General features: G+C 53.1%; 21 protein-coding genes. 11 read left to right on the top strand and 10 right to left on the bottom strand.

Translation table 11 applies throughout. From position 1 onward, the window contains the following. Positions 1-9 precede the first annotated feature (9 nt). The 6 genes from DU000_RS03110 to DU000_RS03085 all read left to right on the top strand — a co-directional run bounded on the left by DU000_RS03110 (position 10) and on the right by DU000_RS03085 (position 4,168). The gene (locus tag DU000_RS03110) at positions 10-2,091 is read left to right on the top strand and encodes a hypothetical protein (RefSeq protein WP_114401858.1); all 2,082 of its coding nucleotides are present in this window, start codon (positions 10-12) and stop codon (positions 2,089-2,091) included. A gap of 66 nt (positions 2,092-2,157) precedes the next feature. Further along, positions 2,158-2,415, top strand: coding sequence for a hypothetical protein (locus tag DU000_RS03105; protein ID WP_114401857.1), 258 nt, complete (start codon positions 2,158-2,160; stop codon positions 2,413-2,415). Between the two features lie 2 nt (positions 2,416-2,417). Next, positions 2,418-3,089: a glycoside hydrolase family 19 protein gene (locus tag DU000_RS03100; protein WP_114401856.1), complete on the top strand. Its 672-nt coding sequence runs from the start codon at positions 2,418-2,420 to the stop codon at positions 3,087-3,089. Then, complete coding sequence (locus DU000_RS03095; protein WP_114401855.1) at positions 3,086-3,454, top strand: hypothetical protein; 369 nt, start codon at positions 3,086-3,088, stop codon at positions 3,452-3,454. The genes DU000_RS03100 and DU000_RS03095 overlap by 4 nt, the downstream gene beginning before the upstream one ends. Then, the gene (locus DU000_RS03090) at positions 3,451-3,969 is read left to right on the top strand and encodes a hypothetical protein (protein WP_114401854.1); all 519 of its coding nucleotides are present in this window, start codon (positions 3,451-3,453) and stop codon (positions 3,967-3,969) included. Before DU000_RS03095 ends, DU000_RS03090 begins: the two co-directional genes overlap by 4 nt. After that, entirely contained in the window at positions 3,959-4,168 is a 210-nt protein-coding gene (locus tag DU000_RS03085) for a hypothetical protein (RefSeq protein ID WP_114401853.1), read from the top strand. Before DU000_RS03090 ends, DU000_RS03085 begins: the two co-directional genes overlap by 11 nt. Here DU000_RS03085 and DU000_RS03080 read toward each other — a convergent pair. From DU000_RS03080 to DU000_RS03070, 3 genes are all read right to left on the bottom strand, one after another. Then, a complete protein-coding gene (locus tag DU000_RS03080; protein WP_114401852.1) occupies positions 4,165-4,407 on the bottom strand; it encodes a hypothetical protein in 243 nt (80 codons plus the stop codon). The two genes, DU000_RS03085 and DU000_RS03080, sit on opposite strands and share 4 nt — an antisense overlap. Positions 4,408-4,513: 106 nt before the next feature. Next, on the bottom strand, positions 4,514-4,972 hold the full coding sequence (locus tag DU000_RS03075) for an Aca2/YdiL-like domain-containing protein (RefSeq protein ID WP_114401851.1): 459 nt from the start codon (positions 4,970-4,972) through the stop codon (positions 4,514-4,516). A gap of 42 nt (positions 4,973-5,014) precedes the next feature. Next, positions 5,015-5,203, bottom strand: a complete 189-nt coding sequence (locus tag DU000_RS03070) for a hypothetical protein (protein ID WP_114401850.1) — start codon at positions 5,201-5,203, stop codon at positions 5,015-5,017. An 839-nt stretch (positions 5,204-6,042) separates the two neighbouring features. Here DU000_RS03070 and scpB point away from each other — a divergent pair. The 5 genes from scpB (at position 6,043) to DU000_RS03045 (ending at position 12,399) form a co-directional block, all read left to right on the top strand. Then, positions 6,043-7,047: an SMC-Scp complex subunit ScpB gene (gene scpB, locus DU000_RS03065; RefSeq protein WP_114401849.1), complete on the top strand. Its 1,005-nt coding sequence runs from the start codon at positions 6,043-6,045 to the stop codon at positions 7,045-7,047. 187 nt (positions 7,048-7,234) lie between these two features. Continuing rightward, positions 7,235-8,935 (top strand): 23S rRNA pseudouridine(2605) synthase RluB, encoded by a 1,701-nt coding sequence (rluB, locus tag DU000_RS03060; RefSeq protein ID WP_420812098.1) that lies wholly within the window; start codon positions 7,235-7,237, stop codon positions 8,933-8,935. Between the two features lie 187 nt (positions 8,936-9,122). Continuing rightward, the gene (locus DU000_RS03055; RefSeq protein WP_114401847.1) at positions 9,123-10,376 is read left to right on the top strand and encodes an ATP phosphoribosyltransferase regulatory subunit; all 1,254 of its coding nucleotides are present in this window, start codon (positions 9,123-9,125) and stop codon (positions 10,374-10,376) included. Positions 10,377-10,385: 9 nt separating this feature from the next. Beyond that, positions 10,386-11,723, top strand: a complete 1,338-nt coding sequence (locus tag DU000_RS03050) for an adenylosuccinate synthase (RefSeq protein WP_114401846.1) — start codon at positions 10,386-10,388, stop codon at positions 11,721-11,723. Between the two features lie 160 nt (positions 11,724-11,883). Next, a complete protein-coding gene (locus tag DU000_RS03045; protein WP_114401845.1) occupies positions 11,884-12,399 on the top strand; it encodes a phosphoribosyltransferase in 516 nt (171 codons plus the stop codon). A 9-nt stretch (positions 12,400-12,408) separates the two neighbouring features. Here the strand turns inward: DU000_RS03045 and DU000_RS03040 are convergent, their stop codons facing one another. The 7 genes from DU000_RS03040 to mfd all read right to left on the bottom strand — a co-directional run bounded on the left by DU000_RS03040 (position 12,409) and on the right by mfd (position 23,141). Beyond that, positions 12,409-13,347 (bottom strand): sensor histidine kinase, encoded by a 939-nt coding sequence (locus tag DU000_RS03040; RefSeq protein ID WP_114401844.1) that lies wholly within the window; start codon positions 13,345-13,347, stop codon positions 12,409-12,411. After that, entirely contained in the window at positions 13,344-14,501 is a 1,158-nt protein-coding gene (locus DU000_RS03035; RefSeq protein ID WP_114401843.1) for an FIST signal transduction protein, read from the bottom strand. Before DU000_RS03035 ends, DU000_RS03040 begins: the two co-directional genes overlap by 4 nt. A gap of 61 nt (positions 14,502-14,562) precedes the next feature. Continuing rightward, positions 14,563-15,030 (bottom strand): rhodanese-like domain-containing protein, encoded by a 468-nt coding sequence (locus DU000_RS03030; protein ID WP_114401842.1) that lies wholly within the window; start codon positions 15,028-15,030, stop codon positions 14,563-14,565. A 150-nt stretch (positions 15,031-15,180) separates the two neighbouring features. Next, positions 15,181-17,736, bottom strand: coding sequence for a bifunctional diguanylate cyclase/phosphodiesterase (locus DU000_RS03025; protein WP_114401841.1), 2,556 nt, complete (start codon positions 17,734-17,736; stop codon positions 15,181-15,183). A 65-nt stretch (positions 17,737-17,801) separates the two neighbouring features. After that, on the bottom strand, positions 17,802-18,713 hold the full coding sequence (gene serB, locus DU000_RS03020; RefSeq protein WP_114401840.1) for a phosphoserine phosphatase SerB: 912 nt from the start codon (positions 18,711-18,713) through the stop codon (positions 17,802-17,804). Positions 18,714-18,715: 2 nt separating this feature from the next. Further along, positions 18,716-19,771, bottom strand: coding sequence for a tetratricopeptide repeat protein (locus DU000_RS03015; RefSeq protein ID WP_114401839.1), 1,056 nt, complete (start codon positions 19,769-19,771; stop codon positions 18,716-18,718). Further along, the gene (mfd, locus tag DU000_RS03010; RefSeq protein WP_114402091.1) at positions 19,752-23,141 is read right to left on the bottom strand and encodes a transcription-repair coupling factor; all 3,390 of its coding nucleotides are present in this window, start codon (positions 23,139-23,141) and stop codon (positions 19,752-19,754) included. Before mfd ends, DU000_RS03015 begins: the two co-directional genes overlap by 20 nt. Between the last annotated feature and the right edge of the window lie 168 nt (positions 23,142-23,309).

The raw sequence follows: 23,309 nt of genomic DNA, 5'->3' as shown, positions 1-23,309 counted from the left end.
GCCTCAAAAATGGCAGCAACAAGTTGGTACAGAGTTGGCAGCGTCGCGCTGACCAACGGCAGCAAGACCGTCACCGGCACCGGCACGGCATTTACGTCAAACGTGATAGCCGGTGATCTCTTCTTTGCGCCAGACGGCAAAATATACGAGATCGACATTGTTACGAGCGATACCGTGTTGCAGCTCTATAGCGTCTACGGTGGCACAACAGCCAGCGCGCAAGCGTATGGCATCGTGCGAAACTTCACGGCCAACAGCCAGTCACAAGTTGCTGCAAACATGCTGGCGTTGCAACAGAAATATAACAGCACGCTCGACCAGTTCGACAGCTTCATGACGTCGCCCAACTCGACGTTTACTTACTCCGGCGTGGCGAAGGCCACGCTAGCCGCACTCGCCAGTGCGTGCGCTAATGCGCTTGATCGAATCACAACCGCAGCGCAGACGATAGCCGGTCAGGTTACATTTAATCAGAACGTGGGGATTGCGAGTACGATACCTGCGTGGGCAGGGGATAAAGCCCTGCAGCTCCCATGGGGCGCAATCTCAAGCGGTTATGAATACAGCTTGAACGTAGCCACTGTTGCGTACAGAGATAATGCAAGCTGGCGGTATCAAGTGACTGGTCAACCAGCAACTTTATACAGAGCCATTAACGGCGCACATTCTTGGTTCACCGCCCCGTCTGGCACCGCAGGCAACGCTATTAGCTTCACTCAATCCATGACGCTGAATGCAAGTAGTCAGCTTCTACTCAACACGACCTCTGCACCCGCGTATTCCTCCGTCATGCGGATGAATGGCGGCTTGGAGATTCACAATAGCCAACAGCTAAACGTAGTGCCTGCTAACGCAAACCCATTTGAGTTTGTTAACCGCGCCGGTGGCGGGTTCGACTTCTATACAACCGGCGCAACGCTTGGCGCAAGGCTAGATAGCTCTGGGGCTCTCTTGCTGGGCACTGCGTCAAATGGAGCCAATGCAAGACTGGTGTCTTACGGTAATTTTGCCTTGTTTCAAGATGGAACATATACCGGCTACCTTGGGAAGGCAAGTACATTAGTAAGCGGTGGCGCGGCTTCTGATTTGGCTTTGCGTTCCGACACAAACCTAGTCCTTTGCGCTGGCGGCTTTAACGAAGGGGCCAGACTGGACACAAACCGAAACTTGTTAGTTGGTATCAGCAGCGGCTCTCAGCACACAATCCGCAAATCTGTAACTTCCAACGCTGGCAACGCCACTTTATTCGTTAATGGCGATGTTGAAACCTCTCTCGCGGTGTACGGCGTGTCTGGTGGCTCTGTGGGTAATGCGGCAAATGCAGCGGTCAAAGTCAACCGAGACGCGACTACGCTGCGCAGTATCAACGCCCACGGCACGATTAACGCCAGCGGTGCGGACTACGCCGAATATGAGCAGGCAGACGCGCAATCGGTCGGGCTGCTTAAAAAAGGTGACTTGGTTGGCCGCACTGCGGAGGGCAAGCTGACGCACCTGTTTGACAGCGCCGTGACATTTGGCATCAAGAGTACAGACCCTTGCTTGGTGGGGGGAGATGTGTGGGCAGATGAGAACGTCATCGGCAAGCGACCAGACGCGCCCCAGCTTAATCTTCCCGCTTACGAAGGCCCTGCAGACCCTGGCGAGAAACCCGAAGCGCCAGCCGATGCAACAGAGACAGAGCAAGGCGAATCTGACTTTGATGTGCGCTTAGCAAAATGGGAAGCTGATAGCGCGGCTTATCGTGCTGCTAAATCTCAACATGAAAGCGAGTGCGAGCAGAGCAGGGCGGCGCATCAAATCGAGCTTGATAGCTATGAGAAAGCCCTGGCAGCATTCTTAGAAAAACTCGAAGCGGCCAGACAAACTGTTGACCGTATTGCTTACGCGGGTCGTGTGCCCGTGAACGTGCCCAGTGATGCGACGTGGGCGGTGGGTGATTATCTGGTGCCCGTCAAGCGCAAAGGCCGCATCGTCGCTGAATTTGTCTCGCCAGATAAGGTGTCGTTTGATCAATACCGTCGCGCTGTCGGGCAAGTGTTCGGGATCTATCAAGACGGTCGGCCCTTTGTTGCTGTCAAGACTATTTAATCAACCAAATCAACCGCTGCACCAGCAAACCCGCCGCAGAGCGGGTTTTTTATTGGGTAAACAAAAATGCAATCACTTCAATATATTGGGCCGGAGCGCCGCAACCAACAGCCGAGTAATCAAATGATCGACCCTCGAGAATATGGGCGCTTAGAAGCCCAAGTGCAGACCCTGCAAGCCGACGTTAAAGACATTGCAACCAAAGTAACTCACCTCACCGCGATGGCTGACCGCAGCCGGGGCGCGCTGTGGGCGGGCATGGGCCTTGCCAGCTTGTTTGGCGGCTTGGTCACATTTGTGGTTGACCACTTTTTGCGGCGCTAACTATGCAGCTCACTGTCGAACAACTGTGCGCCGCTACGGGCGCAAAGCCCGCCAATGCGGCGCTTTATCTTGCGCATATCAACTCGCTGAAAGACAAATACGCAGCAGATACCGCAGCGCGTCTCGCGGCTTTCCTCGGTCAAGTTGCGCATGAAAGCGGGCGTTTTTCAGCAGTTGAAGAAAACCTACGTTACAGCGCCGAAGCCCTGTGCCGGGTGTGGCCCAGCCGGTTTCATAACGGCGATGCGCGGCAGTTATTGAATGGTCGCAGGCCCGCTGCAGACTTCGCGAATAAGCCGCAGGCGATTGCGAATTACGTCTATGCGAATCGCGGGGGGAATGGCCCCGAAAACTCAGGCGAGGGCTGGAAGTATCGAGGCCGGGGGCTGATTCAAACCACCCTCAAAAACAACTACGCGCAGACCGGAATCGCGCTCGGGCTGGACTTGATTAACACGCCTGAATTGCTCTTGCAGCCTGTTCACGCAGTGCAGAGCGCCCTGTACTACTGGCAGTCACGCGGCTGTCAGTACCTTGCCGACGCAAACGACTTGCTCACCCTTTCGCGCCGCATCAACGGCGGCACAAACGGACTGGCAGAGCGCATTGAGTTAACTAACCGGGCACGGGCCGTCTTCGGTCTTGCGCCCATTTCTTCGGAGAAATTATCATGAAAAAACACTATTTCTTAGCTGGGCTGCTGCTTTCAATGCCCGTGTTCGCGTGGGCTTGGTCTGCGCCCGCACTCGATCTACCCAGCCCCCGGAATCTGATTATTTTTACCGTGGCTGGCATGGTGGGCATGCTAGCCCACTTTTACAAGAAAAAAATGCGGGGAGAGATTGCGGGCAACTTAGCTGATTACTTGGTGCGTGATCATGCTGATGCCACGTTGCTCATGCTGCTCACCTTTGCGGGCACGGCGGCAACAATGTGGCTAACCGGCCAGCTCGTTATGAGCGATGGGGCGCTGATTGCCCTGGCATTCAACAGTGGCTGGGCGATTGACAGCGGCGTCAATAAAGGGGCGGGGGCATGATGCTGGCGCTCCGGCAATTCTGGCCAGCAGCGGTGGCGCTACTGCTTTTGGCTGGTTTGGGTTACTTCGCTTACCAAGCTGGCTACGACGCCAGCGAGGCCGCTTGGCTTGAAAAAGAGCGCCAGCGTACCGAGGGCGAAGCCAAGGCCAAAGCGGCTCAAACAGCGAAGCAAGACACGCTCGCCGCGCAGCTATTGCAGCGTGAGCATACTATTAATGAACTGAATCGGAGCTTACACAATGCCCTTTCTAAAACGACCACTGGCCGCCAGTGCCTTAGCGCTGGCACTGTCAGCTTGCTCAACGCCGGAACCGGTTTACGTTTACCCGCACATCAACCCGGCTCTGCGCCAGAAAGTGCCAGCGGAACTCCCACCGATTCCAACGACGCAGGCAGCACCGACACCCAAATAGCAGGCTGGATAGCCGACGCCCAGCAGCAATACGCTGTGTGCGCAGGCCGCTTGAATGACCTGATTGAGGCAACGGATTGGAGTGTGGGCCATGCCCGATGAAGCCGATTTGGGGAACGATCAAGCGGAGAAAGCCCTGGCGGCATCGCTCAAGGCGCAACTAGGGCGGGCTGGATTGGTGTACAAAGGCCGCTGCTACTATTGCGACACGCCGACGCCACAGGGCCAGAACTTTTGCGATGTGGACTGCCGCGACGACTTTGAGCGGCTTGAGTGGGCGCGGAAGATGGGGCCGGTTTAGGCTGCGAGGCTGTCAAGTGCTTGATCTAGTTGTTCCCAAGAATCAAATACCCAAGCTTTGTTTTCGCCGTCAAATTTTGCGCCAGCAGCCTTGAGTTGTTCTTTAACTGGGTATGTATTACCAGTTACGCCGGGTTTACCGTAGCCACCCAAGCCACGTAAAGCTTCACCAGCTTTTAGGCCGATTGCAGCAGCTTTGTTGTTGATGGTTTCTTTTCCGCTGACGTTTCCGATGAACATTTTGAATCTCCTAGAGAACCGGCTTGCCATTTGCTACCGGAATGACTGTATTCTAGTTCGGGAATGCGAACAAGTCAAGGGGGTTTTGAGTTTTTTTTTCAAAAAATTACTGACCTCCAGCCCAAAGCCCCCGCATCATCTCGCTATCGAGCCTATCCCCAAGCCAGGCACGGTAAGCTGGGGCATCAAACCGTACCGCTATGCAGCCGTATTCGGCGCAAAGCTGGGCCACCGCCGATTGGTGCGGCCTGAATAGTATTGGTTCTCTGTCGTTAAGTGTCGCCCAATCGTCCACGGTGTCATACCACAGCAGGCGCACAGATTCTTGCTCACCCCCTTCCTGCGCTGCTTGAGCCTCTTCGAGTTGGTCATGAAACGCTTGAACGGCATTGCTGCGCCACTCAATCAGCGACTCAATCTTGTCCGCAACATCTTGCGGAATCGGGCGGTCACCGCGCTCCCAAAACTGCCAAGAGCGTTCGGTGACATTGCCAATCAGTGCCGCCGCCTCTGGCTGGGTAAAAAACAGTAGTCGCCGAAGGGCTGATAAAGTTGATGGGGTCATGGTCTAATCTTTTTGAAAAAGGCGGGTTGCCCCGCCGTTTGGTTATTCGCGGTCTTCAAAGTCACCTTTAACCACAGGGCGACCGTTAATCCATAAGCAGTACAAGCCGCGCGCATCAATCGCAGCTTGCTCACACTCTTCGCGGTGGCCGGTCATGATGAAAGTGCCGTCTTGGTTAAATGCGGCTGCGTCGAATTGTTCTGCGCCTTCTGGGTATTTGAATTGAATCATTTTGAATCTCCTAGAGAACCGGCTTGCCATTTGCTACCGGAATGACTGTATTCTAGTTCGGGAATGCGAACAAGTCAAGGGGGTTTTGTAATTATTTTTCCGCTATATAATACTGTTCATTTATACAGTATTTTATATGGACCACCCCGAAGCCGAGCGCCCCGCAGAATACGAACCGCCCCCGCCGAAATGGCAGTGCGTGTGCGGCTGTCGGCAATGGCGGCTCACAGTTCGCTCTGCGATAGCGAAGCCGAGCGGGTTTGTTGAGTGCGAAGATTGCAAGCTTGTGTATCACCGAGAAGACTTGGTTGATCATCACTTTGCGGTGCTCCGCATTCGAGAGAGCAAGCGGAAACGGCGGGAGCCTGGGCTTGACTTGCCGGGGAAAAATATACCTGTTGGGAGGTTTGACTAGAGTCGCAATTGTCTATATTATTCGGATCCTGAATGCAGGGGTGGTGTTTCGTAGGTAATTACTAAATCGCGCCCCCGCAACCAAATTCTCAGCGACACAGTCGCGGCCAGTAACTTCAAGTGCAGCAAGTTGATTTACTAAAGATTATTCTGCAGCCGCATAAATCTGTGTCAGTTTGCTGCAATGCTCTGATTCCTTGGCCGATTTTCAAGATTCACTCATCGCAGCGTTGTACCCTAAAATAACCCCATCGAAGCAAGCTAGTTTTCTTTACTTGAGTGGCGCTCTGTAGAGGTTCGTTGTTTGTTCCAACCTCTTTGCAGTTGTCTTAATAGCTCTGTTCCATGGTCATAGATGTGATTAGTTGCCTTGCTGGCTAAGCAAGTGAGATACCTACAATACATTTCCTACTGAGAATTGCTGAATGACAACGCCAGAAACGTTATCAGAACAAGAACCCGGCTCTACTGAAGGGATGGGTATCACACCAACAGCAGTGACGCCCGCCGATGAGAATATTCAGCTGGAAACGCCGTCCCACTTATCCAGTGAGTCAGTCAGCGATAGCGCCAATGATCATCCGCTAACGGGGATAGCCGAGCAGACTAAACAGGGCGCGCTGACTTTGCCTGTTAAGGTGGTACTGGAAACGGCCTTGCTCTGCGCTCAAGAACCTCAGCCCTTGAGCGAGTTACGCAAGCTGATTGAACCTGAGTTGGCGCAGGAAATGGGGCCCGATTTTGGTAATGACGTGATCCGGGCGTTACTCGAAGAGATTAAAGCTGAATGGCAGGGGCGGGGCATTGAGCTGGTCGCCTTGGCATCCGGCTGGCGCTTTCAATCGCGGCCTGAGATGATGCGTTATTTGGATCGATTAAGTCCAGAAAAAGCCCCTAAATATTCACGCGCTGTGATGGAAACGCTGGCAATTATTGCGTATAAGCAGCCGGTTACGCGTGGCGACATTGAAGAAATCCGGGGTGTTACGGTCAATACACAAGTGATTCGAACCCTCGAAGAGCGAGGTTGGGTCGAGGTGATTGGTCACCGTGATGTGCCAGGGCGTCCGGCTTTACTGGCGACCACAAAATCTTTTTTAGATGACCTTGGCTTGCGGTCATTGGAAGAACTGCCAAAATTAGAGGGGGCAGCACCAACGATGCTGGCGATGCAACTGGAGGCGATGGAGCAACAGAGCATTCAATTTGATGCGCCAGCCCCTGCACCTGATTTGCCGGTTGTGACAGATCCTGCTGATTCTTCGGTGCCCGTTTTCTCGGTTGCTGTCGCAGAGCCGATTCCGTCCGCTACCTCAGAGCAAGCCATGTTAAATGCTTCGCCGGAAACAGCTTTGCCAAGCGCTGAGTCTGATCCTGCGGTCATCAGTCAAAACGACGCTGCGCCTGATCGTGGCGCACCGCCGATGTGATAGTCCCACCGATTATTGTTCTTATCAATCCACTACTTGCAATCACTGATTGCGATTGAGTTTACGAGTGAATACTGAAAACCAACCCTTGAACACGCATGAGTCAGAAACCGTTACCACGGTGAGTCATGCCGACGAGAATGCGCCTGAATCTGGTGCCTCTACTAATCGTCCTCGTTCCAATCGATTGTCGCGAGTACGCGGCCCACACAAGCGTTTACAGCGTAACCAGCTAGACCGTGAGCGCGCGACTGAAGCGCATTCAGATCAGGCTACATCTCTGCCTGCGGACACTGAAGATCCGGCCGCAGCATCGTCCTCTGAGGCAACACCAAGACCTCCGCGCGAGAACACCAAAGGACTGCGTCGCGGACCACGGAGTTTGCGTATGCGTCATCAGCAGCGCCAAGCACGTCAAGAGACCCCTCCTGTTGAGTCTCAGCATGTGGCAACAACAGAGAGCTTGGTAGTGAATACAGAGGGGTATAGTCCAGATGCAGAGGGCGACCGTGCCACCACCCAAGTAAGCCAACCGATCTTGATCGATGAAGCGGATGGCCTCATGGTGCCAGTCGCTAATTTGCGAGCGAACTTAGGGTTGCGGGGCCAAGTCGATGGTCGTGGTCGTTCAAGTCGCTTTCTGGGCGGGCACTCACAAAACTCAAAAGGGGCTCGTGCGCCCGCATTGACCGATGACTCAGAAAAACTCCACAAGGTGTTGGCCGATGCCGGGATCGGCTCTCGCCGAGACATGGAAGAGTTAATTCTCGCCGGGCGCGTGTCAGTGAATGGCCTGCCAGCGCATATTGGTCAGCGGATAGAGGCCACTGATCAAGTTCGGGTAAACGGTAAATTACTGCATCGGAAAGTCAGCAAACGGCCTCCGCGCGTGATCATATATCACAAGCCTGCCGGCGAGATTGTGTCGCAAGATGATCCCGAAAAGCGTGCCAGTGTCTTTGATAATCTACCTAAATTAAAAGGCTCGCGCTGGGTGGCGATAGGCCGTCTTGATTTCAATACCGAAGGGTTGCTGATTCTGACAACGTCAGGTGACTTGGCTAATCGTTTTATGCATCCTCGCCATGGGATGGAGCGTGAATATGCAGTACGAGTGTTAGGCGAGTTGACTGAAGAAACACGCCAGGCCCTGCTACAGGGCATCAGCCTTGATGACGGCCCAGCCCAGTTTGCACAAGTGGAGCCCTTGGGCGGTGAGGGCGTGAATCAATGGTATCGAGTCGTGATCAGTGAAGGGCGCAATCGGGAGGTAAGGCGGATGTTTGAGGCGGTTGGGCTCACGGTGAGCCGACTGCTGCGCACGCGCTTTGGTCCGATTCCGTTGCCCCCCCCTTTGCGTCGGGGCCGCTGGCAAGAATTACAAGAAGATGAAGTGAAGGCACTCTTGCATCTACTGAGCGATAAAAATGAACAGCATGGGACCACGCAGGCGGGCTTAAATCAGGCGAGAAAAGCGATGCGCCAGCCCCCACGTGCAGCAAATCGTCATGGCCGCAGCCAGAATGGCAATGCCCCGTCTCGTAATAGCCGTCAGCCGGACCCGATGCAAACCAGTTTTGGCGTGACGACCTACAGTACCACGTCGAGTTTATATGACAACCCGACCTCAAATTCTCGCCATGCAGGCGGGGCGGCACGAAGCTGGAACAGTGGTCATCCCAGTGAGTTTACCCAATCAGGTTATAACGCGGGTGGCAATGCGCGCCCTGGTCAGCGCACAGCGGGTCGCAACCCTGGGCGACAGGCGAGCCGAGATGTGGATGGGAATACGCAACGCCCAAGTACTGGGGCTAATCGCTCTGGTAATCGGGCTGGTCGACCTGCCAGTGGCAAACCAGGACGCAGTAAACCCCGCAATTCCTATTAGATGCCTAACAGCGTTTTGGTTGAGTAAAATCAGTTAAAATACTATGTAAATTTGATTGGCCGCTAGCGCTTCATGTGACGAATTTACGTGAATCGAGCGGCCTTATTTTTTGCTTGGCGTTTCCTACCTCTGTGAGCGAAGTTACTGCCTTTTGTTTCAAGTTTTGCTTAATAGAACCTGAATGCCTATGTCTGCTTGGCTATTACCCGAGAACATTGCCGATATGCTGCCGCGCGAAACACGCGTGGTCGAGCGTTTGCGTCGTCGGGCTTTGGATTTATGCGAGCGCTATGGCTACGAGCAAGTGCAGCCGCCTTTATTGGAATATCTCGATTCCTTGTTGACGGGCGCTGCTGGCGATGCACGCAATGAATTAAATCTGCGTACTTTCAAGTTGGTGGATCAGCTCAGTGGTCGGACGCTAGGTGTCCGCGCTGACATGACGCCGCAAGTTGCCCGAATTGATGCGCATCTTTTGAATCGTCCGGGCGTGACGCGCTTGGCCTACGTGGGCAGCCTCTTACATACGCGTGCCTCCACTTTATTGGGGTCGCGTGAGCCGATTCAATTTGGCGCAGAAATCTATGGCGAAGCCGGTGTCGGGGCCGATTTAGAAATTCTGGATTTGCTCTTGGCCGTATTGCAGTCTGCCGGGGTTGAACATTTACGCGTGGACCTATGCCATGTGGGTGTTTTTCAAGCCTTGCTGGCCGCTGCGCCGGAATTAGCTGCATTACAAACTGAATTGTTGACTGCACTCTTGGCGAAAGACAAAACCGCGCTACAGGCACTCACGGCGAATCTAAAAGCATCACAACCTGCTTTAGCGCAGGCACTGTGCGATTTGCCCGATTGCTATGGCGCTTTACAGGGTGAAGATTCCGCTTTGGTGCGTGCGCAAGCCCGCTTACCCGCGCTAGCTCAAACTGCGTTGGCACAATTAGCGGCGTTTGCTAACTTGGCGCAACAGACTCTGCAAGTGCGCTATCCACACGTCCAGTTCAGTTTGGACTTGGCCGACTTGAGCGGTTATTCGTATCACACCGGTTTTTCGTTTGCGGTGTATACCGATGGTTTGCCGAATGCGCTGGCACGGGGTGGTCGTTATGATGCTGCGTTTGCCAGCTTTGGTCGGGCACGCCCCGCCACCGGATTCAGTTTGGAACTGCGTGAGTTAGCGCAGGTGGTGTGTCAGCGTGGCGCGGTCAAACGCCAACCGCAAGCAGCTATTTTGGCTCCTACATTGAATACGGCCGCAACCGATGAAGCGACTTCGCTTTGGGAAACTATTCAGCAATTACGAGAAGCGGGTGAGGTGGTCGTCCAGCAATTAGCGGGCGATGGTGATGTGGCCACGCTCGTACAAGCTTCCACAGAATTTGTTTTTGATCGTCAACTCGTTCGCACGGCTGCGGGTTGGGTAGTCCAGTCTTTGAAATAAGGAATGAACATGAACGCAGGTGTCGTAAAGAGTGCGGCTAAGAACGTCGTGGTGATTGGCACGCAATGGGGTGATGAAGGCAAAGGTAAAGTCGTCGATTGGTTGACCGACCATGCTCAAGGTGTGGTGCGCTTCCAAGGGGGGCACAATGCGGGCCATACCCTCGTGATTGGTGGCAAGAAAACCGCACTACACTTGATCCCCTCTGGCATTATGCGCCCCGGTGTGAAGTGTTATATCGGCAATGGCGTGGTGCTGTCACCGAGCAAATTGCTCGAAGAAATTCGTAACCTCGAAGCCAGTGGTGTGGATGTTCGTTCACGTTTGATTATCAGCGAAGGTTGTCCACTGATTCTGCCTTTCCACAGTGCGTTGGATATTGCGCGTGAAGCCGCCAAAGAGCGTAAGGGCGTGGAAAAGATCGGGACGACCGGGCGTGGCATTGGCCCTTCATACGAAGACAAAATCGCCCGCAGGGCCTTGCGTGCGCAAGACCTGCGTTACCCCGAGCGCTTTGCCGAGAAACTGAAAGAACTGCTGGATTACCATAACTTCGTGCTGCAAAACTACTTGCATGCCGCACCGATTGATTTCCAAACGGTGTACGACGAAGCCATGCAGCAAGCAGAAGAACTCAAACCGATGCTGGCAGACGTGTCTAGCCTGCTCTACAAAGCACACTGTGCTGGTGAAAAACTCTTGTTTGAAGGCGCACAAGGTACGCTGCTGGATATCGACCACGGCACGTATCCTTTCGTAACTTCCAGCAACTGCGTGGCGGGCAATGCGGCAGCCGGTTCCGGCGTTGGCCCCAGCATGTTGCATTACGTACTAGGCATTACCAAAGCCTACACCACACGTGTGGGGTCTGGCCCATTCCCCACCGAATTACCGATTGATGAAGACGGTTCCGTGGGCTACCACCTCTCTACCGTCGGCGCCGAGCGTGGTACGACGACGGGCCGTGCCCGTCGTTGCGGCTGGTTTGATGCGGCGGCTTTGAAGCGTTCGATTCAAATCAATGGCGTCACGGGCTTGTGTATTACCAAGCTGGATGTATTGGACAAGTTACCTACGCTGAAACTCTGCACTGGCTATGAGTTAGATGGCCAAGTCGTTGATATCTTCCCTTACGGTGCCGAAGAGGCCGCCCGCTGTAAACCAATTTACGAAGAACTCCCCGGTTGGGATAACAGCACGGTCGGCGTCAAAACCTTTGAGGCGCTGCCCGCGAATGCGCAACGCTATTTGAACCGGATTGAAGAAGTAGTGGGTGTGCCGATTGCGATGGTGTCAACCGGCCCAGACCGCGAAGAGACTATTGTCCGTACGCACCCATATCTATAACTGTGTGTACAAAACTACTGCACCGTGTTGATTTGAGCTTATCGCCTGTGAGAAATCCTCATGTATTTTTATATACACGCCGGGTTTCTCCCAGACTGCTGCACTCAACTGAACACGGCTCGCGACGTTTTCTAGCACACAGTTTATCTAACTAAACACTATGTCCGATAAGCGCTTCGTAAACTGGGAAGAGTATTACCAATTATGCGAAGCGCTTGCCTGCCAGATCGCTGCCAGCGATTGGCGCTTCAATCATATCGTCGGGATTGCGCGCGGTGGTTTACGCGCAGCCGATGTGCTGTCACGCGTCTTCAAAATTCCGTTAGCGATTTTAGTCACCAGTTCTTACCGTGAGGATGCAGGTACGGCGCAGGGTGAGTTGCAGATTGCAACGAGCTTGAGTATGGTCGCTGAGACTTTACGTGGCCCGGTTTTGTTGGTCGATGACCTGGTGGATAGTGGCATTACCCTGCAAGCCACGGTGCCGGAGTTGTTGAAACGTTATCCTGACATCACCACTTGCCGTACCGCAGTGTTATGGCAAAAAGCCCAGAGTGTATTCGCGCCAGATTATTGTGTGCAGCGCTTACCGGACAATCCCTGGATTGTGCAGCCCTTCGAGCACTATGATCAGCTCAATATTGCTCAGTTGCAGTCTGATGCGAATCTATCTTGATTGCTAAACCTAGTTGCTCAGCGTGAAATAAAAGCACGCCCCGCCTTCGGGATTATTCTCCGCCCAAATCTTCCCTCCATGGCGACGAATAAGATGTTGCGTTGTCGCTAGGCCGATCCCGTAGCCAGATAAACCACTCTCTACATGAAGCTTCTGGAAAGGCTGGAATAGTCGAGCGATTTGATCTGCGGGGAAACCCAAGCCATTGTCTTTGACATAAAAAACAGTGGTTTCAGCTGGCTCACTATCCGCAACATTTTTCTGTCCTATTTCAATCTTAGGATGTACTTGTGATTGAGAAAATTTGACTGCATTGCTAAGTAGATTTTGTAATATTTCACGCAGTGCAACCGGGTCAGCGTCAGTTGATAACCCCGACTGCACTGTAAAGTTAATCTCAGATTCGGGGTAGTTGGTGCGCAAAGTTTGAATGACATCCTGCGTCAGTGCAGTCAGGTCAATCACTTGTTTACGCAACTCATGTTGCTGGTTAGCCAATTGCAAGAGACTATTGATCATCAGCTCCATGTCAGCCACTGCGTGTTGTATCTTGAATAGAAAATGATCTAACGTTGATTCTTTACTTTCTTGCTGAGAGAGGTTGTTGATCAGCTCTCCCGTGTAACCACTGATCGCGCGCAATGGGATGCGTAAATCATGCGAAATCGCATTTGAATAGGTTTGAATCTCCTGGTTTTTTTGCAGTAATTCTTGTGAGGTTAAATCCAAGCTACGCGTGCGTAGGTGCATGTCACGGTCATGCTGGGTATAGGTTTGGTCAATGTAGGTTAAAAAATGTTCAAATTCACGTAGAAGCATACCGACATCGCGGGGGAACGTGCTGACGTCATAATGCCGCAGCCGGGTAATAAATTGCTGAAATTGGTCTTCCGTGGATAAGCCGAAGGCACGTTTTAGTTGACGCAATAAAAGCTTGCTCGGGATCATGCCGCGGCTCCCGCAGGCGCTTCATAAAGATAGCTGATGGTCATGGTTTGGTTATGAAGTCGGCAGTCTGTGCTGTCGAGAAACGGGCTAATTTCTCCATAGGAGTAAAAACCAACCGGCTGACAATGATTGCCGAATGTCTCAGCGACCGCTTCAACTTCTTCATCAACCCGTGCGCCCATCACCATGCGACGCCCCACGCAGCTGATCAGCAGGGGCAATCCTGGGGTGGTTTGCATCAGCATCGTTTGTGTCGCTTTTGCGGCCGCTTGCGCACCATCAATCAAGCTATCGGTACTTGCATGCATCAGTCGCACATAGCTATTTTCTGAAATATCGCCTGCCAGTGTTAGGCTTCCTTGTTCGTTATCAATCCCGAGGATGGTACGAATCAAGCCAGTTTGTCGATGGTCTTCACCCAGAATCGCAAACGGAAACAGTAATCCAGCCCCTGGGAGTTCTTGCGCGTAATCGCCCAGATAATGTTTGTACACATCCAGCGCGGCTTCATGGTCAAGTGAGAAAAGTTGATTACCCACAGCTCGCGTTACTTTACGCGGTGGCCCAAACGCTTGCCAGCCACCGAATGACCCATGGGCACAGTGGAGGTGTGGGCCATAAAAGCCGACCGCAACGACTTGGCGGCTATCGATTTTGTTTTGATAGAGCGTAAAAGTCTGAGCGAATTGCCCGTTGTCTCCGGCCAAGCCTCCAATAATTTTGACGGGCCGACGCAGGCTGTGCTGGATTCCCTCAATGAGCGCACTGCCATTGACGTCCAAGCCTGGGGATAGTATCAGCACGGTATGTACATCCGCTCGTGCCAACTGACTGGCTAAACGTTCCCCGGCTGCAAAAGAGTCACCGCTATCACGGATCAGCGTACAAGCTGAGACAAAGTCTGGATGCTCAAAGTGAATACCTTGAACGACAGCCGTATTTTCATGAACGTTGCGTCCCGCTATTTCACCCGCAGTAGAGCAGCCTATTAGGAGTTGTCCTTCAGCCAGATCATTCAGTGATTCAGTAAAGAGGGAATTGCTAAAAAAATGAGGGGCGGCAAAAACCAGCCAGAGCTGTGCTGGGAAAGGTTTCAGTGCCCGTAGATTCAGCAAATCATTAGGATTCTGCAGTAAGGCTTGTTTTAATTCCATGGTCATTCTCAATCACCCGTATCAGGTTAGATAACGACGCATTTAGGCCAAACTTGATCACTCAGCTTTGTATCCAGGGCAACCCTGCGGCACACCACCCGTTAACACTTTTACGCTGGCCCAAGGTATTTTTATCGCCCTCAAAACCACTCAAGATATTATGCGAAGGGTAGCCTAGGCGTTGAGCTAGCTCTGCCGCTGCGTGAGAGCGGGCCCCACTACGACACAAAAAGAGTAGGGTGGGCATGGCGTTAGTCGGCGGTACGGCGGTGGTGAGCTCTTCTTGAAAATGAGGGTTCCTGCTCCCCGTGCTCGCCAAGTTCCACTCGATTTGGCGGTACTGGGCAGCGGTAATCTGTGGTTGCCCCACCCATTGCCATTCAGCCCGTGTTCTCACATCGACCAGAATCACGTGGGGATCTTGTGCTAACCAAGCAGCCGCTTCTTCTGGGGTGATCGCGCCAGCGTAAGGCAGTTGTGAACTGATTGCCCGCTCTTGGGCTTTGGCTTGGATTGTTTGTGGATTCATCCGGTTTTCCTATCCATCGCTAATAAAATAGGGATTGTAAGACAGGGGCTTGAGAAACGGTATTTAACGATAGCGGGAAATACCGAAAGACACGCTGCTAGCTGCCCACCCCTCAATGTCACCATTGACATCTTGATGCCGATGATGTCGTTATGGGGTCATCCATTGTGCGGCGACGAGATCGAAACGCTCTGGACGATGAAGGGCATACCCTTGAACATAATCAACCCCGATCTCCCGCAGTTGGCTCACGATCGCTTGATTTTCAACAAATTCGGCGATGGTTTTTAGCCCCATCGTCTGTCCAACATGATGAATCCCACTGACCATGGCCCGGTTAATCGGGTCTTCCACCAAGTTTTTAATAAAAACCCCGTCAATTTTGAGAAAATCGACCGGTAATGTACGCAAGTAAGCAAAAGAACTCATGCCACTGCCAAAGTCATCTAGGGCAAATCTGGCGCCCAGCGCTTTGATACTCTGCATCAAGCTGGCGGCACGGGTTAAATTAGAGACTGCTGCCGTTTCCGTAATTTCAAAGCACAAGTGCTTGGCTAGACGCGGGTAGGCACTCAGTCGCAGCTGAATAAACTGAATCAGGCTATCGTCAACAATCGAGTGACCGGAAAGATTAACGCACAAAAGACTATTGAACGATTGACCATGCTCGGTCAGGAGCATTTCGCCTCGATTAAAAATTTCCGTGACGACCCAGCGATCAATTTGACCCATCAGGCCATAGCGCTCAGCGGGCGGGATAAAACTCATGGGGGGCACCCGTTGCCCTTGTTCATCAATCATCCTGACCAGGACTTCATAGTGCGTTTCATGCCAGACAGCTTGATCCTGCGTGGTGGGCATAATCAGTTGCAAATCTAACTCGAAGCGGTTTTGCTCCAGTGCGGCATGGATGCGTGGCAGCCATTCCATTTCCTGTTTTCCCTGATTCTGGCTGTGGTCCCCCGGCGTATAAAAATTAACCCGATTGCGTCCTAATTCTTTGGCGGCATAACAAGCGTAGTCTGCACAGCTAAACACGTCTTCCAAGGTCTGCTCATGCCTGTCGAGAACGACTGCGCCAATGGAGACCCCGACCCGAAAAACTTTATCTTGCCAAATGAAGCGAAAATCTTGAACGACCTGCCGCAGTGATTCGGCGACGCGCCCGGCTTGCTCGTAGTCACAGCTGTCGAGTATGACAGCAAATTCATCCCCCCCCATCCGCGCCAGCATATCGCTTTTGCGAACTTTAGCTTGCATGAGCAGGGTGAGTTGTTTCAAGAGCTCATCCCCGGCAGCATGGCCGCAGGTATCGTTCACAATTTTGAACCGATCAAGATCTAAAAATAGCACCACGTGTTGCTGGTTCAGCTTGCGTACCCCCTCCAAGGCAAGCTCTACCCGTAATTCAAAACTGTGACGGTTGGGGAGTTTGGTAAGCGCATCATGGCGCGCTTGCCAGGAGAGCTCTTCCGACAGGCGCCGTTGTTCGGTTACGTCACGAAAGACCATGACCATGCCCGTTGGATCGTCTGCCCCAGTCTGACCGTTCAACAGCGACAGTGAAAATTCAATCGCTCGTTCATGGTCATCAGCATCGCGCCAGAGGCCAATTCTATTTTCATGATGCACACTTTCACCGTGCTCGGTGTGCCCGGCTAGGTCAGGATTCATGAGATCAAGATGCTTGAGCGTTTGTGGGTGGCGCAGGGTTAAGCACTCGGGAAGGCTGTAACCCAGTAAGTCCATTTCACGCAAGCCCAGAATTTGCAGGGCGACCGTGTTGGCGAATTCAATGTGACCATGGATATCAACGCGGATTACCGCATCGGCGATCGCTTGCAGGGTAATCATGGCGCGTTCGCGCTCGGTTTCCAGCGCGACCAAGAGTCGTTGGATTTGCTGTTGTTGCTCTCTGCGTGAGGTGATGTCTTGCATGATGACAATCAAATCACGGCGTTTTTCCATTTGTTGTGGGCTGAGCGTACGGCCATTTAAGGGAATCGCCAGCGGGCTAATTCGTAAGCTAGCCCAAAACGTACTGCCATATTTGCGCTGCAGGGTGATATCGCCATCCCAATGCCCGTCGTGCTCGATTGCACGTAATACCTCATTGGCGAAATAAGCGTAATAGTCGGGATCCGCTAAAAAATGTGCAAACGGACGGCGGATCACTTCATGAATTTGATAGCCGCACAGTGTGGCAAAGGTTTCATTACAACGTAAAATTCTATCGTTGGTTAAAAATGCAGCGCCAAATACGGTGTTATCGAGCAGGGCGTCTTGCTCTGAGATCAGTTGTGCAATGCGGGTATTGGTGCGTTCGCGATCGGTAATATCTTCAATCAAAATGATTCGGCGTGTTTGTGCGGGTGTTTCGCCCATAATTTCGGTGAAACGCCATTCACAAATGACATGATGGCCTTGTTTATTGATGCAACTCAGCACAACTGGCAGTGCGAGCGGGGCTTGACCGGGTTCAGATAAGATCGACCAACTGGGGTTATCTTCAAAGTGTGGCGCCCGTGGGCATAAAAAGTCTGCAGGATGTCGCCCTAAGACTTCTTGTTTGCTATAGCCAAAGAGACGTGTTGCCGCCGGGTTCCAATTGCCAATGCGTGCTTCTGCATCGAGCTCGATGAGGGGGAGGGTACACGCAAAAGCAAAATGATCAAAAGAAATGGCGGACACGGGCAAGGTCGTCATAGAGGATATCTCCTTCTACAACGGCCTAGATGTACTGAACTTAAGGTGCGGCGTTGGTTAATGGCTCAATTTGTACCAAACCAGGGCAATATCCCGTCGAGGCCAACATGATTCAGGCGATGACTCGCTGCTTGCCGCACAGCAGGTTTTGCATGAAAGGCTAGGCTGACTCCTGCCAGAGCCATCATTTTCAGGTCATTGGAGCCATCCCCCATCACGATGGTCTGCTGGGTCGATAACCTGAGCTCGGCGCAATACTGTTGCACTGTTTCCGCCTTAACCTCATCATTCACAATCTGCCCTTGAACCCGACCAGTCAGTCTGCCATCGACGATTTCAAGGGTATTCGCACGGGTGTAATCGAGACCTAATCGTTCTTGTAACTTTTCGGTAAAGAAAGTGAAACCGCCCGATACCAAGAGGGTTTTCAGCCCATGGCGCTGCACGCTTGCTAGCATGGTTTCAGCTCCCGGCGAAAGCTGCAGGCGTTCGTTGTAGACCGCTTCCAAATTGTTGGCCGCCAACCCAGCGAGAAGTCCGACGCGGCGCGCTAGGCTTTCGTTGAAATCCTTGATTTCACCGCGCATGGCGGCTTCCGTGATTGCCGCAACCTCCGCTTTTTTGCCGCAAAAGTCGGCAATCTCATCAATGCATTCAATCGTGATCAGGGTCGAATCCATATCCATCGCAACCAGCCCATACGCAGACCAGTCCAGTTTTTGCGCGAGCCAGGTGCAGTCTGCCTGGGCGTCATCGCATATCACGTCAATCACCGCTTTTTCGCTCGCTGGCAGGGCATTCGTGGTCTGAAACTCAGCCAATAAGTGAGGGCGGGGGAGGGGATGACGCTCAAAGCGGACAGGTGCTGGCCAATTCTGTTCGAGCGCAATCCCGGCAAGGCGCTGATTGAGCGCGCATGCTAATTGCTCGAGCGTGGCTTGATCTTGACTTTGAATGACACAGTACAGCGTTGGCATGATTACTTCTTTCGTTTAGCGGAGTGGGGCACAGCAGGGATGTTAGATGGTGTGTTTAAGAGCGCGGCAGCTTCTTTGATTCCTGCTTGTCGTGCCCGTTCCAGATATTTCCTAGCTTTCTGCTGATCGGCCGGAATACCCAAGCCATACCAATAGCATAACCCCAGCTCATAATCAGCGGCTCGATACGCTTGATTACTGGCGAGTTCATACCACAGTGCTGCCGAGGCTAAATCACGCGGCATTCCCCAGCCTTTTTGTAGGGCACGGGCGTAATGAAACTGCGCTACCGGCTCACCCTTAAGTGCGGCTTTGCTAAGCCAACTAACACTGGTTTCGCGCAGCAGCCGGCGAGTCTCTGGCTCTGTTTCAATTTGTTCGGCCTGCAGTTGTAACAACCGGCCAAGCTGTGCCTGCGCTCGCGCAAGATCATTATTCGCGGCACGCTCAAGCCACAGTTGCCATTCGTCTGCTTGCAGGCTGGCAATCTGATCACGAACTAACATAAGCGACAGATTGTATTGCGCTTCTGGATGATTTTTTTCAGCAGCGGCGCGATAGAGCTGGCCTGCTAAAGCCGTATTCCGAGGAGTGGCAATGCCTTCAAGGTACAGGCTTGCCAGGTTGTTTTGCGCGCCCAGGTGACCGAGGTCAGCCGCTTTTTGGTAGGACTGGATCGCCTGTTGCCAGTCTGTTTGGCTGGAATTTGGGCCCATTATTGTAGAGGCCAAACCCGATGACGTTGTGGTAGCACGATATTTGGCACGCGCTTCATAGAGCTGGCCTAAGAGAAACCCAGCCTCACTATTTCCGCTGGCTAACTGTTTTTCCCAGTCATCAATCTGGGTTTGGATCTGAGTTAATTGGCTTAAATTCGCTTCCGGTACAGTTTTTCCTACCGTTGAACCTATCGGCGTAGGCGATTGCGCCATGGCGTATTGCCATGACATCAGCAATAGGCAGACACTGATCATGATACGCTGCAAGTCGCCAAGGCTCGGGATTAACGCTGTGAGCGAGTCATTGGCGAGATAACGCTTAAGTAGCCGATGCATCATCTTGAATCTCTCTTAAAATTTGCCGAATCGTGGTGCTGCGTGCGCTGAGCTCAGTTTGTGGCGGTTTGAGTGCAATCCGTAGTTTATCTTGTCCCTGAAAGCTGATATGGCGTTGCTTCTGAATCAATAAGATCACTTTTGCGGGATCAATACGGGCTTGTTTGGTGAAGGATAGTGTAATCAGTTCGGCGCTGGCATCAATCTTTTGTACCGCAAATTGCTCGGCTAGCAGACGTAAGCGGTGCGTTTCCATCAGGGCTTGGCTGGCAGAGGGTAGGGGGCCAAAGCGGTCGATCAATTCTTCCTGCAAGGCATTTAGGTTGTCGGTATCAGTGGCGCTGGCGAGCCGTTTGTAGAGTGATAGCCGTTCATGCACATCGGGGCAATAGTCATTGGGTAATAGCGCAGGCGTATGCAGCTTAATTTCCGTGGTGGCGTGCAGGGGCGCAAGTAGGTCTGGCTCTTTGCCATTCTTCAGCGCCTTCACAGCCAGGTTGAGCATGTCGGCATACATCTGGAAGCCCACTTCCTGCATATTGCCAGACTGATTATCACCTAGGACTTCCCCGCAACCACGAATTTCTAAATCGTGCATGGCCAGGTAGAAGCCACTGCCGAGCTCTTCCATGTCTTGAATCGCTTGTAGGCGCAGTTGCGCTTGCTTAGTCAAGGCCTCTTCGGAGTGAATGAGTAAATACGCATAGGCCTGGTGATGCGAGCGTCCAACCCGGCCACGCAACTGGTGCAACTGTGCTAGGCCAAACTTATCGGCACGGTGCATGATGATGGTATTGGCAGTCGGCACATCAATCCCGGTTTCAATAATGGTCGTACACAGCAGAATGTTGTAGCGCTGCTGATAGAAATCACGCATCACCCGTTCTAGCTCGCGTTCACCCATTTGACCGTGGGCGACAGCAATGCGCGCTTCCGGAACAAGTGCTTGCAGGCGCTCGCGGCGGTTTTCAATGGTTTCTACTTCGTTATGCAGGAAATACACTTGCCCACCGCGTTTAAGCTCGCGCAGCATCGCTTCGCGGATGGTGGCTTCACTTTCGCGGCGTACAAAAGTTTTAATCGCCAAGCGTTTTTGCGGGGCGGTGGCAATCACCGATAAATCGCGCAAACCTTCGAGCGCCATGCCTAAGGTACGAGGAATCGGGGTGGCGGTGAGGGTGAGCACATCAACCTCGCTCCGCAGATTTTTCAAGGCTTCTTTTTGACGAACGCCAAAACGATGTTCTTCGTCGATGATGACCAGCCCCAAGCGAGCAAACTGCACACTCGGTGAGAGGAGTTTGTGTGTACCAATCACAATATCCAGCTCACCGGTATTGAGCGCCGCAATCGCCGCATTGACTTCTTTGCTGGTGCGGAAGCGAGAGAGTTCGGCGAGCCGCACCGGGAAGTTGGCAAAGCGATCGACAAAAGTTTGGTAATGCTGTTCCGCAAGTAGCGTCGTGGGCGCGAGTACAGCGACTTGCTTGCCACCCATCACGGCAACAAAGGCGGCGCGCAAGGCCACTTCGGTTTTACCAAAGCCGACATCACCACACACCAGCCTATCCATAGGTTTGGCAGCCACCATGTCTTGGATGACGGCATGAATGGCGGCGAGTTGATCGGGCGTTTCTTCAAAGCCAAAGCCTTCGACAAACTCTTCATACTCTTTGGCTTCAAAGCCAAAACTATGGCCGGGCCTTGCCGCGCGGCGGGCGTAGAGATTGAGTAATTCCGCGGCCGTGTCACGGGCTTGTTGAGCCGCTTTTTTACGGGCTTTTTCCCATTGGCCAGAACCGAGTTGATGCAGTGGTGCTTCGTCGGGCGAGCTACCGCTATAGCGGCTAATCAGGTGCAGGTTGGCAACGGGGACATACAGTTGGGTGTTGTGCGCGTATTCGAGTTGTAGGAACTCGCTATCGCCGTCACCCATATCCATTGAAATCAGGCCGAGGTAACGGCCAATCCCATGCTGTTCGTGCACGACGGGGTCGCCAATTCGCAGCTCGGCGAGGTCGCGCACCATGGAGTCGATATTGCTGCGGCCTTCTTGCCCTCGCTTGCCTGATTTACGGCGGCTTTGGCTGCTGTAGAGTTCGTTTTCGGTAAGGACGGTGATTTGTGCCAGGCGGAAGCCATTGAGCAATGGCCCCACGCCCAGCATGGCGGGGGAATCACTATGGCTAAAGTCAGCCAAGGTGTCGGCGGTAGGCAATACCAAGCCATATTCCGCGAGTGTTTGCCGTACCGTTTCGCGCCGTCCGGCAGATTCCGCCAGAATCAAGGTGCGCATGCCTTTATGCCCCAGCGATTGACTGAGGGCGTCGCGTAGCGCTTGCACGGGATCTTCGGCGCGGCGTTGAATGGCGACGTTGGGTGGCGCGGTCGCTTCACCGTTGGGTTGATTCGTTAAGGCAAGCCGAGCATAGGGTTGAGCCTGTACAAAAAATTGCTCGGCACTCAAAAAGAGTTCGCTAGGGGCGAGTACGGGCCGTGAACTATCGGCGCTGGCAAAACGATGGCGGCTTTCGGCATCGGTCCAAAAAGGGCGAATCGTTTCTTCCAAGTTACCATGCGTGACGAGCAAGGTATCGGTGGGCAAGTAATCAAACAGTGTCGCCGTTTGCTCAAAAAACAAAGGCAAATAGTATTCAATGCCTGCCGCAGGGATGCCATTGCCAATGTCTTTATACACGCTGCATTTGCTGGGGTCACCCTCAAACACCTCGCGCCAACGGCCACGGAATAGGGCACGCGCTTCTTCCGTGAGTGGGAATTCATGGCCCGGCAAAATCCGAATGTCTTTGACTGGATAGAGACTACGTTGACTATCGGGGTCAAAGGTTTTGATGCTCTCAATATCATCGCCAAATAAATCGAGGCGATACGGCAAGCTACTGCCGGTGGGGTAGAGATCCACCAAACTGCCGCGCACGGCATATTCGCCGGGAGCCATGACTTGGCTGACGCAGGCGTATCCGGCCACAGTGAGTTGTGTGCGTAGCTTCTCAATATCAAGCTTGTCGCCTTGCCGGAAAAAGAAGGTATGGCTGGCCAAATAGCTGGGTGGTGCCAAGCGATACAGCGCGGTGGTGGCGGGTACCAGTAGCACGCGGGTGTTGGCTTGGGTCACCGAGTAGAGCGTGGCTAAACGCTCGGAGACCAAATCGCGATGCGGGCTAAATGCATCGTAAGGCAGGGTTTCCCAGTCGGGCAGCACATGTGCAGCGCAATCGGGCGCAAAGAAAGCAATTTCATCTGCCAAACGCTGGGCATCTGCGGGGTTGGTGCAAATGACCGTGAGTAATTTGCCCGCATAATCCTGTGCCAGCGCGGCGAGGAGCAAACTATCGGCCGCGCCATACGGCATCGGATAGGCGTAACGCTGCCCTGCTTTCAGGTGGGGCAGCAGTTCAGCAAAGGGATGGTTAAACACGATAGTTGCGGGGGCGGGGCTCACAATGGCACTTCCAACATGCAGTCATTAGCAACAAAGCAATCGGGCCCGCAGTTTAGCATTGCTGGTATGTACTCCCAT

Source organism: Parvibium lacunae, from assembly GCF_003335215.1.
Classification (GTDB): Bacteria; Pseudomonadota; Gammaproteobacteria; order Burkholderiales; family Burkholderiaceae_D; genus Parvibium; species Parvibium lacunae.
The sequence above is the reverse complement of the archived record's forward strand: the minus strand, read 5'-3'. Positions and strand labels throughout refer to the sequence as shown.

Coding starts and splice junctions, on each gene's coding strand:
- DU000_RS03110 (WP_114401858.1), top strand. CDS start 10: ATGGCAGCAACAAGTTGGTACAGAGTTGGCAGCGTCGCGCTGACCAAC.
- DU000_RS03105 (WP_114401857.1), top strand. CDS start 2,158: ATGCAATCACTTCAATATATTGGGCCGGAGCGCCGCAACCAACAGCCG.
- DU000_RS03100 (WP_114401856.1), top strand. CDS start 2,418: ATGCAGCTCACTGTCGAACAACTGTGCGCCGCTACGGGCGCAAAGCCC.
- DU000_RS03095 (WP_114401855.1), top strand. CDS start 3,086: ATGAAAAAACACTATTTCTTAGCTGGGCTGCTGCTTTCAATGCCCGTG.
- DU000_RS03090 (WP_114401854.1), top strand. CDS start 3,451: ATGATGCTGGCGCTCCGGCAATTCTGGCCAGCAGCGGTGGCGCTACTG.
- DU000_RS03085 (WP_114401853.1), top strand. CDS start 3,959: ATGCCCGATGAAGCCGATTTGGGGAACGATCAAGCGGAGAAAGCCCTG.
- DU000_RS03080 (WP_114401852.1), bottom strand. CDS start 4,407: ATGTTCATCGGAAACGTCAGCGGAAAAGAAACCATCAACAACAAAGCT.
- DU000_RS03075 (WP_114401851.1), bottom strand. CDS start 4,972: ATGACCCCATCAACTTTATCAGCCCTTCGGCGACTACTGTTTTTTACC.
- DU000_RS03070 (WP_114401850.1), bottom strand. CDS start 5,203: ATGATTCAATTCAAATACCCAGAAGGCGCAGAACAATTCGACGCAGCC.
- scpB (WP_114401849.1), top strand. CDS start 6,043: ATGACAACGCCAGAAACGTTATCAGAACAAGAACCCGGCTCTACTGAA.
- DU000_RS03055 (WP_114401847.1), top strand. CDS start 9,123: ATGTCTGCTTGGCTATTACCCGAGAACATTGCCGATATGCTGCCGCGC.
- DU000_RS03050 (WP_114401846.1), top strand. CDS start 10,386: ATGAACGCAGGTGTCGTAAAGAGTGCGGCTAAGAACGTCGTGGTGATT.
- DU000_RS03045 (WP_114401845.1), top strand. CDS start 11,884: ATGTCCGATAAGCGCTTCGTAAACTGGGAAGAGTATTACCAATTATGC.
- DU000_RS03040 (WP_114401844.1), bottom strand. CDS start 13,347: ATGATCCCGAGCAAGCTTTTATTGCGTCAACTAAAACGTGCCTTCGGC.
- DU000_RS03035 (WP_114401843.1), bottom strand. CDS start 14,501: ATGGAATTAAAACAAGCCTTACTGCAGAATCCTAATGATTTGCTGAAT.
- DU000_RS03030 (WP_114401842.1), bottom strand. CDS start 15,030: ATGAATCCACAAACAATCCAAGCCAAAGCCCAAGAGCGGGCAATCAGT.
- DU000_RS03025 (WP_114401841.1), bottom strand. CDS start 17,736: ATGACGACCTTGCCCGTGTCCGCCATTTCTTTTGATCATTTTGCTTTT.
- serB (WP_114401840.1), bottom strand. CDS start 18,713: ATGCCAACGCTGTACTGTGTCATTCAAAGTCAAGATCAAGCCACGCTC.
- DU000_RS03015 (WP_114401839.1), bottom strand. CDS start 19,771: ATGATGCATCGGCTACTTAAGCGTTATCTCGCCAATGACTCGCTCACA.
- mfd (WP_114402091.1), bottom strand. CDS start 23,141: ATGCCGTATGGCGCGGCCGATAGTTTGCTCCTCGCCGCGCTGGCACAG.